Genomic DNA, 11,842 nt, shown 5'->3' with positions numbered 1-11,842 from the left:
CCAATGGGCCGCATGCAATTGCTGGATGCCGATGCGCTCGGGGCGAAAGGCATCGATGTCGCGCCGTTCCTCGAGCATTTCGCCGAACTGCCCGGCAGCGTCGCCACACTGGGCCACCGACCGGCGATCCTGGGCGCGACGCTGGGCCTGTGGAATGCCGTCATGGCGACCGGCGCCGTGCCGCTCGAACTGAAATATCTCGCGGGCCATGTCGCGAGCATGGCGGCGGGCTGCCGCTATTGCGCCGCGCACACGGCGAGCAACGCGGCGCATGGCGGGAACAGCGCCCGGATCGACGCGGTCTGGGATTTCGAGCGCAGTCCGCTCTTCACCGACGCGGAACGCAGCGCATTGCGCTTCGCGATGCTCGCCGGCCAGTCGCCTTCGGGCGTCACCGACCAGGCCTATGCCGAACTGGCCGCGCATTATGATGACGGGCAGATCGTGGAACTGCTGTCCGCGATCGCGCTCTACGGCTTCTTCAATCGCTGGAACGACAGCCTGGCGATGCCGCTAGAAGAAACGCCACGCGGTTTCGCCGAGGCACATCTGGCGCCGCACGGCTGGGAAATCGGCAGCCATGGCTGAAGGCCATCCGATCGATTGCGGCTTCGCCGTCGTCCATCCCTGGCTATGCGACGCGATGGGACATCTGACGACACGCCATTATCTGGGCATGTTCGATGACGCGACCTATCATCTGTTCGCGACGCTCGGCCATGCCCCCGCGCAGGACATGCTCGAACATCGCGGCTGGGCCGATGTCCGCCACGAGATCGATTATCGTTCGGAACTGGCCGCCGGCGCGCTGGTCAGGATCGACGGCCGCGTGACGAGCATCGGCCGCACGTCGGTCGGCATCGAATATCGCATGTTCGAACGCACCGAGGATCGCCTGTGCGCCGCGCTCGCCGCGCGCACCGTTTGCTTCGACCTTAAGCAACGCCGGGCGCAGCCGCTGCCGGAGAATTTCATCGCGCGTGTGGCGGAGCGGTTCGGGATCCACGCGTGATACGCATCGCGCTGCCAAGGCTGATCGACGGCGTCACCCGCCAGGGCCGCAACCTTCTGCGCCGATATGCGGCCGGCGCATTCGCACGGCGCACCAGCGGATCCGGATCGCATGCGATGCAGCTGGAAAGGCTGGCGCACAGCCTGTTGTCGGGACGCGGCGAGGCATCAGGCGTACTGATCGCGACCGAATTGCTGCAAATCTATGCCGGGGCGACGACCGACGAGCGCCTCGCCTTTTTCCGCCTGCTGGCGGAACGCTTCGACACCGGCGCGACCGCGCTCGATGCGGCATGGGCACGTTACAAGGCTGACGGACCATCGGCGTTGCCGGCGCTGGCGCAGGCCGTCGAGGCGCCGCGACAGGAACTCTTCCGCAGGCTCAACCTCGCGCCGGGCGGCACCGCCGCACTGGTCGGGATGCGCGCCGATCTCCTGCGCGCAGCGAGAAGCGCGGGCGGCACGCTCGATGCCGTCGACGCCGACCTGCTCCATCTGCTGCAATCCTGGTTCAATCGCGGCTTCCTGACGATGCGGCAGATCGACTGGTCGTCGCCAGCCAGCCTGCTCGAACGCGTGATCCGGTACGAAGCGGTCCACCATATCCGCGACTGGAACGATCTGCGGAGCCGGCTCGATCCGCCCGACCGACGCTGTTTCGCCTTCTTCCATCCGGCCATGCCCGACGAACCCCTGATCTTCGTGGAGGTCGCGCTGACGCGCGGCATGCCCGATGCGATCCAGGCGGTGCTCGATCCCGCGCGTGCTCCCATGGCGTCGGCCGATGCCGACACCGCAGTCTTCTATTCGATCAGCAATTGCCAACCCGGGCTAAAGGGTGTGTCGTTCGGGCATTTCCTGATCAAGCAGGTCGCGTCCGATCTGAAACGCGACTTGCCCGGCCTCGACTGTTTCGTGACCCTGTCACCAATTCCGGGCTTCATCGCGTGGCTCGGCAAGAGCGATCCGGCGCTGGCCGAAGCCTGCAAATCGGACGATTTCGACGAAGAGGCACGCGCGAGCCTGACCGCACGGGCGATCGAGTATTTCACCACCGCCCGAACCGCCGACAACCGGCCGGTCGATCCCGTCGCGCGTTTCCACCTTGGCAACGGCGCGCGACTTGAACGGCTGAACTGGATGGGCGACACGTCCGCCAACGGCATGCGGCAGAGCGCGGGACTGATGGTCAATTATCTCTACGATCTTGCGAACATCGAAACCTATCATGAAGCCTATGCCAATGACGGCGCCGTGATATTGGGCGATCCGTTCCGCGCGACGATGCGGCCACTGACGAAACCCACCGCACGCGCGATGGCGAGGAATCGACGATGACCAATCTTTATGCGCGGCTCGCGGATTGTTTCCCGGAGGATCGCGAACGTCCCTTCGCGACGCTGCCCGGCGGCGGCATCGTCAGCTATGCCGATCTCGCCGCGCGATCCGCCCGCTACGCCAATGCCATCGTCGCATTGGGCGTCACCCCGGGCGACCGCGTTGCGGTGCAGACGGAAAAGAGCATCGACATGCTGATGCTCTATCTCGGCTGCCTGCGCGCGGGCGCGGTCTTCCTGCCGCTCAACACCGCCTATACCAGCGGCGAACTCGACTATTTCATGCGCGATGCCGAACCCGCGCTGTTCGTCTGCGATCCCGCCAAGGCCGAAGCGATCCGCGCGCTCGCGGCGGCAGCCGGCGTGGCGCGCGTCGAGACGCTGGACGATGCGGGCGGCGGCTCGCTCGCCACGATCGCCGCCGATTGCGAAGGCACATTCGAGACCGTACCGCGCGACGACGACGACCTGGCCGCGATCCTCTACACCTCCGGCACTACCGGCCGCTCCAAGGGAGCGATGCTGAGCCACGACAATCTCGCCTCCAACGCCTTCACGCTGCGCGAATATTGGCGCTTCACCGGCGCCGATGTGCTGCTGCATGCGCTGCCGATCTTCCACACCCATGGCCTGTTCGTCGCGACCAATGTCGTGCTGGCGGCGGGCGCGTCGATGCTGTTCCTGCCGCGTTTCGACGTCAGCGCGATCATGAACGCGCTGCCGCGCGCGACGGTGATGATGGGCGTGCCGACCTTCTATATCCGGCTGCTTGGCGAGGCGGGCTTCGATCGCGCGCTGGTTTCGCACATGCGGCTGTTCGTCTCGGGTTCGGCGCCGCTCTCCGCAGATATCCACCGTGAATTCAGCGAGCGGACGGGCCATGCCATCCTCGAACGCTATGGCATGACCGAAACCAACATGAACACGTCCAACCCCTATGACGGGGATCGCGTCGCGGGCACGGTCGGCCAGCCGCTGCCGGGCGTGAGCATCCGCATCGCCGACCCCGAAAGCGGCGTGGTGCTGCCGCAGGGCGAGATCGGCGTGATCGAGATCGCCGGCCCCAATGTGTTCAAGGGTTATTGGCGGATGCCCGAAAAGACCGAGGCGGAGTTTCGCGGCGGTCATTTCATTTCGGGCGATCTCGGCTTCATCGACGCGCGCGGCTATGTCTCGATCGTCGGCCGCGCCAAGGACCTGATCATTTCGGGCGGGTTCAACATCTATCCCGCCGAAGTGGAGACAGCGCTCGACGAACTGGCGCAGGTCCGTGAATCGGCGGTGATCGGCGTGCCCCATCCCGATCTGGGCGAAGCGGTCGTCGCCGTGGTGGTGCCGCGCGATCCCGGCTTCGCCGATGGCGACGCGCTGAAGGCGGCGCTCGCCGAGCAGCTCGCCCGCTTCAAGCAGCCGCGCCGGATCCACTTCGTCGATGCGCTGCCCAAGAACGCGATGGGCAAGATCCAGAAGACGGTGCTGCGCGAGCGTTATACCGACGCTTGATCCTGAGCCTCGTCCGCCGCCATGCGCTCAAGAGCGCGGCGATAGACAGGCATGCCGACAGCGATCAGCAGGATGATGCAGGGCAGCAGCACCGCACCGGCGAGCGAGATGGAATAGCGCAGCGCGCCTTCGTCGCCGAAGCCGAAATCGGTGATCGCCGCGATGAAGCTGGCGCCCAGCCCAAGCCCGATCAGGTTCACGCACAACAGGGTCAACGCCATCACCTGCCCGCGAAGCTGATTGGGCGTCACATCCTGGATCGCCGCGATGATCACGCCCTGCGCGCCCTGGCCGATCAATGTTCCGACGGCCATGAAACCCAACGCAAGCGCCGGCGAGGGCATCAGTGGTCCGACGATCAACGGTAATGCCTTGAGGATCGTCGTCATCAGTACGATCCGCATATTGGCGTCGCGCCGCCCCGCGCGCATCAGCCGGCCCGATAGCCAGCCGCCACCGAGCGTGCCGATCGTTCCGCAGATCAGCATCACCGTGCCGTAATACAGGCCGACATCGGTGACCGACATCTTGTAGGTGCGGATCAGGAATGTCGGATACCACAAGGTCACGCCGATCGAGAGCATGCCGATCAGCGAAATCGAACCGATCAGCATGCCATAGAGCCGCCAATGCTGACGGAGATAGGCGACGACACCCGACAAGGGCAGCGTCCGCCCCTCATAGCCCTTCGCCAGTTCGCGTCTTTCGGGCTCGCGCACCGTCATCAGCAGGCCCGCGATGATCGCACCGGGAAGGCCGACAACGACGAACACCGCCTGCCACGGCGCCAGCGCGCCGATCACGGGCAATGTGATGCCGCCGGTTCCGGTGAAATATTGCAGCAAGACCCCGCCGATGATGAGCGCGAGCCCGCCCCCTATCGGATAGCCGATGGCGTAGACGCTGATCGCGAGCGCCCGCCGCTTCGAATCGAAATAGTCGCTGATCAGCGAATAGGCGGTGGGGCTGAGCGTCGCTTCCCCCACGCCCACGCCGATCCGCGCGGCGAAGAGCTGGCCGAAGCTGCGCGCCAGCCCGCACGCCATCGTCATGATCGACCAGAGCACGACGCCCCCGACGATGATGCGGGTGCGCGCGCGGCTGGTATCGACAAAACGGCCGATCGGTATCGCAGCGACACTGTAGAGCAGCGCGAAGGCGAAGCCCTGGAGCAGGCTGATCTGGAAATCGGTGAGGCCGAGATCCTGCTTGATCGGCACCACCAGCAAGGTGAGCACGCGCGCATCGATCGCGCTGAAACAATAGGCGAGCGAGAGAACGCCCGCGACATACCAGCGATAGGCTCCGTTCGTCGTCGTTGTCACGTCCCGCACCGCATTGCTAGCCATCGTTGCGCGTTTCCCTCTTCAAATCATCCGCCTCACCATGCCGATACGGGATTGGCCCTGGCCAGCAGTTCCGAAATCCTGTCGCGCAGCTTGCCGTCGCCATCCTCGCTTTCGGGCAGCAGCCAGAAACGGCCCTCGCGAATGCCCTCCAGCGCGAAGGATGCGACTTCCTCCGGCTCGGTCAGCGCCATCTTGAGGCCGGTGGTGCGAACAAGATCCTCCATCGTCTCATAAGCCGGCTTGTTGCCGTCGGTCGCACCGTAATCGGCGGGGCGATTGCGGTTGGACGCGAGGATCGAAGTGTTGACGACATGCGGCCCGGGAAAGAGCACCGCTGCACGGACACGATCGCCCTCGCGCAGCAATTGCTGGTAGAGCACTTCGCTGACGCTGGTGACCGCCGCCTTGGACGCGGCATAGATCGGCGTATTGGGCAGCGACCGCAGCCCGCCGTTCGACGAGGAGGTGTTGATCACCACCCCCTCCTCGCCCGAGGCCAGCATGCGCGGCACGAAGGCGCGGATGCCGTGGACGACGCCGAACAGATTGACGTCGAAACCCCAATGCCAGTCATTGGCGGGCAAGGACCAGATCGCGCGCTGCGCCTCACCCAGCCCCACCCCCGCATTGTTGAACAGCAGATGGACCGCACCGTGCCGCGCCCAGATCGCATCCGCAAGCGCCTCGACCGAATCCGCCTTGGTGACGTCGACACGGATGCCTGTAACGTCGGCGCCGGTGTCGGCCGCGATCTCTGCCGATACGGCATCGAGCCGGGCCTGATCGATATCGGCGAGCACCACTTTCGCCCCCGCCCGCGCCAATTGTTCGCACAATGCACGGCCGACGCCGCTGGCGCCGCCCGTGACCACCGCGACGCGATCCGCGAAATCGCGCATCAGGCCGCCTTCGCTTCGGCAAGCGCGATCTCGACGCCGGGATTGGACGGCGCGTCGTTGCGCTGCACCCAGAAGGGCGCGATCCATTCGGACGGCACGGTGCGCAGCAACTGCCCGCTGGTGTTGGTCGCGCCCTCGACATAATCGAGGCTCAACATCCGCCGGACCGGCACGTCGACGATCGGATCATAGGCCGATTCATGGAAGCGGATCGCCCCATCGAAAGCATGATGGCGGCTATAGTTCCGCTTCCAGTTGAGCCGCGTCAGATAGACGTCGCCGTCGAATTCGCCGGGCGTGGTGATCGAGGGGAGGCCCTTGTAGCAGTAGAAATATTCCTCGAACGGATCGGGCTTGCCCTGGTCCGCGCCGATCGTGCCCTCCACCTCGAAATAGGTGATGCCGTGGCGCGAACAGGTGGCGCGGACATGGTCGCCATTCTTGTCGAACGTTGTTTCCGCGATCTTCTTGGGTTCGCCGAAGCGTTCGCGGCCGCTGGTGACGACGGTCTCGCCCTCCATCGCCATGTGGAAGACATAGCCGCCGCGCGTGCCCTCGTAATCGCACATCACGCCCAGGGTCAGCGCGCCGATCTCGACCGTCGTCTCCGGCGTCACATGCATCGCGACATGCGCGAACTGGAGGAAGATCTCAGGCCGCGCGGCGGGCACCAGCGGCTGCGGCAGCAAGGCGCGCGCGATCTCCGCATCGGTTTCGTACAGCGCGCGCACGGTGCGGACGGTGTTGTTGAGGCCGCCCGATTGCGGCGTCGCGACCGGACCCTGAACATAGCGTAGCTTGACCATATCGTCTCTCCTTTGCGGGCCATGACTCTCCGACCACGCGAACCTGTCGTCCGCGTGCCGATCGTCCTTGTTGGTTATTGGGCGCTAGACCGCGGCCATCTGCCGCGGTGTGTCACCCTCGGTATAGAATTGCTCGAAATAGCGCCGGAAGCGCAGGATCGGGCCGTCGCCGTCGCACAGCAGCGGGCGAGCGCGATGGATCTTGTTGTGCCAGATCGGAATGTCGCCCTCGACCCCGCTCTGGCCGCAGGTATATTCGATCGCGATGAGCGCCGCCTTGTGCTCGGGCGAGCCCTCCGGCGTCTCGGGGAAAGTGAAACAGAAGCGCAGTTCGACCTGATCGGCCTCGACCGGCGTCGCCAGCACCATCAGCGACAGGGTCACCACGCCCTTCAACTGCGTGAATTTCTGTCCGGCGCCGTTCTGGATCGTGCTGACGCTCGACGGGATGATCTTCGTCGTACCGTCGGGAAGCGAAATCACCCGCTCGCCCTGCGCATCGCTACGGCGGATATGCCCGTCATAGGCTGTCTTGCCCTCGGGCACCGCCTCCATCTTGTGGACATATTCGAAATGCGCGAGGTCGACGCCGTTCTCCGCGATCTCCTGCGGATTGCTGGAGAAGGCCCAGAAACGGCGAACCGGCGCGCTCCAGCCGCTTTCGGTGAAGGGCGCATGCTCGATCACGTCGAAGGTCGGCTCGATGCGATCGGGATGATACCAGGCCCAGACGACCCCGTTCTTCTCGACCACGGGATAGGGCCGCGCGATCGGTTCGCGCTTGGTGATCGGCGGGATCGCCTTGGCATAGGGGATATCGACGCAGAAGCCGTCGGGGCGGAACGCCCAGCTATGGAAAGGGCAGCGCAGCTTGTCGCCATCAACCGTGCCGCCATGTCCCATATGCGCGCCGAGATGCGGGCAATAGGCGTCGAGCAGGCCGACATCGCCGGATTCGCCGCGGAAGATCACCAGGTCTCGACCGAAATAGTGGAGCGGCTTCACCTCGCCCACAGCGATCTCGTCGCTATAGCTGACGAAGAACCAGCCGAACGGGATGCCCATCGGGAAACGCTGAACCACCATCCTATTCTCCCATCGGCCGGCTTTGCACCGGTCCTTCTACGATCAGCATAGCCGCTCGGGCCGGACACGGAAGCGCCCCGATGGGGACGCACTGTGCGCGGTGATGCACAATCCGGCTCAAAACATCCTATCTGCTACGGTGCAGATGGCTGGCGAGCGCGCTCATCGCCGGCTCCATCCAGGGGCGCAGCTTGCGATGTTCGAAGCTGACCGCCAGATGATCGATGAAGGCGCGGGTCGCGGCCGGCATCATGCCTGGCGAGAACACCGCCCAGACCTCCTTGTCATAATAGGCCCATTCCTCGTCGAGCGCGGCCAGCCGCCCTTCGCGCAGGTCGTCGCGGATCACGCTGATCGGGATCTGCGCGATGCCGATGCCATGCCGCGCCGCCGACGCCAGCGCGAGGCCGCTGTTGCTTTTCCAGTTGCCAGACACCCTGACCCGGCCGTTCGCCGCATCGTCGTCGTTGAAATGGAAGTGCCCGCCCAGATCGGTCAGGCAGGAATGGCCGGCCAGTTCGGCCGGCGAGGACGGCCAGCCATGCTGCGCGACATAGTTGGGCGACGCGCACAAACAGTAGGAGAGAAAGCCGAACAGCCGCGCCTTGAGGCTTGAATCGTTGAGCCGGCCATAGCGGATGACGACGTCGAACTGTTCCTGCACCAGTTCGCTTTCGCGCAGATAGGCGACGACCTCGACCGAGATGTCGGGATGCCGGGCGCTGAAATCGGCGACGATCGACGACATATAGCTGACGCCGAAGATATCGCTCAGCCCCACGCGCAGCCGTCCGACCGGACGTTCCTGGAATTGCGCCATCTGGCGTTCGACATCGACGAGCGAGGCGCGCATTTCCTGGCAGCGCTGATGGAACACGTCCCCCGCGGCGGTGAGCGACAGCCGCCGCGTCGTGCGGACGAGAAGCTGCGCGTTCACGCGCGCCTCCAGCTCGCTCACCATCTTGCTGACATAGGATTTGGAAACGCCCAGCGCCTCCGCTCCGGCGGTGAAGCTGCCGGTATCGACGACCGCCAGAAACTCCTCGATCCCTCGCCACGTCACCGGCCGCATCCCCTGCCATGCCGCGTCGAGCGCGGCGTTGCGGGAAAGGCTAGTCGGGTCCGGGGCGGATGGAAATCCCGATCCGTCGCGATTGTTCACGATACGCGACAAATCGGGATATTGAGGATCGAAACGCGAGAGGCCGGGACGCGCACGGCCCGACAGCCGCTCGCGTTCAGGCGGCACGCTTTTCGAACTGCGCCTTTTGGGGACCGATCTTCGCGGCGAGCGCCCAGAGCCCGTCCGTATCGACGTCGTAGACGTTCAGCGCATTGCCGGCCAACATCTTCTGGATATCCGTATCGGGTAGGCCGCCCAGGCTGATCGTCATCTTGTCCAGCGTTGCCGGCCACGTACCCTCTGGGTGCGGATAGTCGGTGCCCCACATGATGCGGTCGATGCCGATCTTGTAATAGGCCTCGGTCGTTTCCTCGTCGGGCAGCGCCGAACAACCGACATGGATGTTGCGCGCGAAATATTCGCTGGGCTTCATCGTCAGGTTCGAATTGTAATCGCCCAGCTTGCCGCTGGTGTGCTTCACCGAGGCGCGCACATCCATCAGCTCGATCATCCAGGGGAACCAGAATTCGCCGCCGGCCTCGGTGAAGACGACGTTGAGCCGGGGATAAAGCTCGAACACGCCGCCGAAGATCATCGTCCACATCGGCCGCGTCAGCCAGAAGGCATATTCGGACAGATAGGTCCCGATCCAGCCGGGCTGGCTGGTGTCATAGGCCGGCGCGCCGCCCGAATGGAAATGAACAGGCATGTTCAGTTCCTGCAGCAGATCCCACATCGGATAATATTTCCGGTGGTTGTACATGGCGTAGCCGTCCATGATCGCGGGCAGGAACACGCCCTTCAACCCGGCCTCTCGCGCCCAGCGTATCTCCTTCAGATTCGCCTCGACATCGTAGAGCGCGGGGATCACCGCCAGGCCGATGCGCCGCACCGGATCCTCGCTGCAGAATTCGGCGAGCCAGCGATTATGCGCCCGTGCGCCTGCCCATTGCAGTTCGGGATCGACGCCGAAGGGGCGCAGCCCGACATCGGCGCCGAAGGGTGGCGCGTTGCGCTCGGTGATGCCGTCGGGGAACAGCACCTCCGCCGCGACGCCGTCATGATCGAGCACGCGGTTGCGGATCACGGGATCCCATGCGCCCTCCAGTCCGTCGCCGACGCGGGCGCGCCATTTGGTGTTGAAATCGTCGAGCAGGAACAGCTTCTCATGCTCCTCGCGCATCTTGATCTCGCGCGCGACGCGCTCGTCGAACTGCGCATGGTATCTGCTCTCCAGATAGTCGCGATAGCGTTCGGGCGGCAGGCCCGCATGGCCGTCGGACGAAATGACGAGATAGCGATCCATGAAACTCACTCTCCTGCTGATGTCGGGCTGGGCCGGCCGTTTCGGCTCCACCGCCCATCCGATCCTTCTTCCCGAGAATACCGCGCCGTTCCCCGCCGCCACAAGGCAACCACCGCGCACAAACTATCGCTCACAGGAAACGATCGATGGTGCTGAAGCGCGGAATTCCGCCAATGTCGGCGTAATCAACGTGTAGACGAGCAACGCCGCCAGCGATCCGGCAAGAACGATGAAAGGCGCGGCTGGAAACAATTGATAAAGCATGACGGCAATGATCGGCGGCACGACGATCGCGGCGCCGGCGATCGCCGACAGCGCGCCGGCCACCGCCCCCTGCCCGGCATCCGGCGCCATGAGCGAGGCGCCCGCGCTGAAGCCCGGCCGCGCCAGGCCATAGCCCAGATTGACGAGGGCGAAGGCGGCGACGAGCGCGGGATAGCCCGGCAGCAACACGATCAGCGCGTTTCCGGCCAGCGCCAGCGCCGCGCCCCAGCGCAGCAGCGCACGCGGCATCATGCCACCGACCCCGATCAGGCCCCATTGCGCGACCAGCCCCGCGACCGCGCCCGCCACCATCGCGATGCCGATCTCTCCCTGAGCCGCGACCGGGGGCAGCGCCAGCCGATCGATGACGAGGAAACCCAGCGTATAGGTGTTGGCGGCCTGCGCCGAATTGATCACGAAGCCGTAGACAAGGAATGGGCGCACCTTCGTATCACGCCAGATCTCGCGCGCCGTCATCCCGATATTCTCGCCCGGCTGCGCCAGATGTCGCGGCGTGTCGCGCGGCAGCGCCACCGCGACGAGCAGCAGGATCGCGCCGCCGCCCAGCCCGAACAGGAACATCGGCCCGGCAAGGCCGGCGGGCGGCAGAATCAGGAATGGCGCCATCGCCGGCCCCAATATCGTGCCCAGGCTGAGCGCGCCGCCAAGCGCCGCGATCGCGCGCACGCGCGCCTCGCCGCTGCTGTGATCGGCGACATAGGCCTGCGCCGCGGTGGCCGACGCCGATCCGAAGATGCCGTAGCTGGAGCGGATGATGAGGAAGGCGAGGAAGACGATGAAGGGCGCCGCCATCCGATCGAGCCCGGCGAGAACGACCAGCCCGCAGCCCATCATCGAGAAGACGAAGCCGCATAGCCCGACCAGGATCAGCGGCTTGCGGCCGCGCCGATCCGACAAGCCCGCCCAATAGGGTGAGGAGATCGCCCACATCAGCGCCGACAGGGAAAAGATGCCGGCGATCAGGAAGTCGGAGATGCCGATCTCGCGGCCGACCGTCGGCATCACCGAGATCAGTCCGGTATTGCCGATCGCGGTCGCCAGCGTGGTCGCGAACAGCGACGCGAAGGCGATGCGCGACAGGCGTGGTCCCGCTGCGAGTGACATCCGATCCACTGCCTGACGCTGCGATGGCGGAGG

The 11,842-nt window shown here is 65.2% G+C and carries 11 protein-coding genes; 4 read left to right on the top strand and 7 right to left on the bottom strand.

Annotated features, from left to right (window positions below; translation table 11 throughout):
- Positions 1-3 precede the first annotated feature (3 nt).
- The 4 genes from ACODTA_RS17030 to ACODTA_RS17015 are packed head-to-tail and all read left to right on the top strand — an operon-like array spanning position 4 to position 3,851.
- Positions 4-588, top strand: coding sequence for a carboxymuconolactone decarboxylase family protein (locus ACODTA_RS17030; RefSeq protein WP_489067166.1), 585 nt, complete (start codon positions 4-6; stop codon positions 586-588).
- Positions 581-1,012: an acyl-CoA thioesterase gene (locus ACODTA_RS17025; protein ID WP_489067165.1), complete on the top strand. Its 432-nt coding sequence runs from the start codon at positions 581-583 to the stop codon at positions 1,010-1,012. Before ACODTA_RS17030 ends, ACODTA_RS17025 begins: the two co-directional genes overlap by 8 nt.
- Positions 1,009-2,349 carry a malonyl-CoA decarboxylase gene (locus ACODTA_RS17020; protein ID WP_489067164.1) on the top strand — a complete coding sequence of 447 codons (1,341 nt, stop codon included), beginning with the start codon at positions 1,009-1,011 and terminating at the stop codon, positions 2,347-2,349. The genes ACODTA_RS17025 and ACODTA_RS17020 overlap by 4 nt, the downstream gene beginning before the upstream one ends.
- Complete coding sequence (locus tag ACODTA_RS17015) at positions 2,346-3,851, top strand: malonate--CoA ligase (protein ID WP_489067163.1); 1,506 nt, start codon at positions 2,346-2,348, stop codon at positions 3,849-3,851. Before ACODTA_RS17020 ends, ACODTA_RS17015 begins: the two co-directional genes overlap by 4 nt.
- Here the strand turns inward: ACODTA_RS17015 and ACODTA_RS17010 are convergent.
- The 7 genes from ACODTA_RS17010 to ACODTA_RS16980 form a co-directional block, all read right to left on the bottom strand.
- Entirely contained in the window at positions 3,836-5,200 is a 1,365-nt protein-coding gene (locus ACODTA_RS17010) for an MFS transporter (RefSeq protein WP_489067162.1), read from the bottom strand. The two genes, ACODTA_RS17015 and ACODTA_RS17010, sit on opposite strands and share 16 nt — an antisense overlap.
- 32 nt (positions 5,201-5,232) lie before the next feature.
- A complete protein-coding gene (locus tag ACODTA_RS17005; RefSeq protein ID WP_489067161.1) occupies positions 5,233-6,099 on the bottom strand; it encodes an SDR family NAD(P)-dependent oxidoreductase in 867 nt (288 codons plus the stop codon).
- Entirely contained in the window at positions 6,099-6,905 is an 807-nt protein-coding gene (locus ACODTA_RS17000; RefSeq protein WP_489067160.1) for an acetoacetate decarboxylase family protein, read from the bottom strand. Before ACODTA_RS17000 ends, ACODTA_RS17005 begins: the two co-directional genes overlap by 1 nt.
- Positions 6,906-6,989: 84 nt before the next feature.
- Positions 6,990-7,991: a Rieske 2Fe-2S domain-containing protein gene (locus ACODTA_RS16995; RefSeq protein WP_489067159.1), complete on the bottom strand. Its 1,002-nt coding sequence runs from the start codon at positions 7,989-7,991 to the stop codon at positions 6,990-6,992.
- Positions 7,992-8,118: 127 nt separating this feature from the next.
- Positions 8,119-9,240: a LysR family transcriptional regulator gene (locus ACODTA_RS16990; protein ID WP_489067158.1), complete on the bottom strand. Its 1,122-nt coding sequence runs from the start codon at positions 9,238-9,240 to the stop codon at positions 8,119-8,121.
- Positions 9,230-10,420 (bottom strand): amidohydrolase family protein, encoded by a 1,191-nt coding sequence (locus ACODTA_RS16985; protein WP_489067157.1) that lies wholly within the window; start codon positions 10,418-10,420, stop codon positions 9,230-9,232. The genes ACODTA_RS16990 and ACODTA_RS16985 overlap by 11 nt, the downstream gene beginning before the upstream one ends.
- Before the next feature lie 123 nt (positions 10,421-10,543).
- Positions 10,544-11,809, bottom strand: coding sequence for an MFS transporter (locus tag ACODTA_RS16980; protein WP_489067156.1), 1,266 nt, complete (start codon positions 11,807-11,809; stop codon positions 10,544-10,546).
- Positions 11,810-11,842: the final 33 nt, after the last annotated feature.

The organism is Sphingomonas sp. FG14 (genome assembly GCF_057809675.1).
Note: the sequence above shows the minus strand (reverse complement) of the source record. Positions and strands in the feature narration are given on the sequence as shown.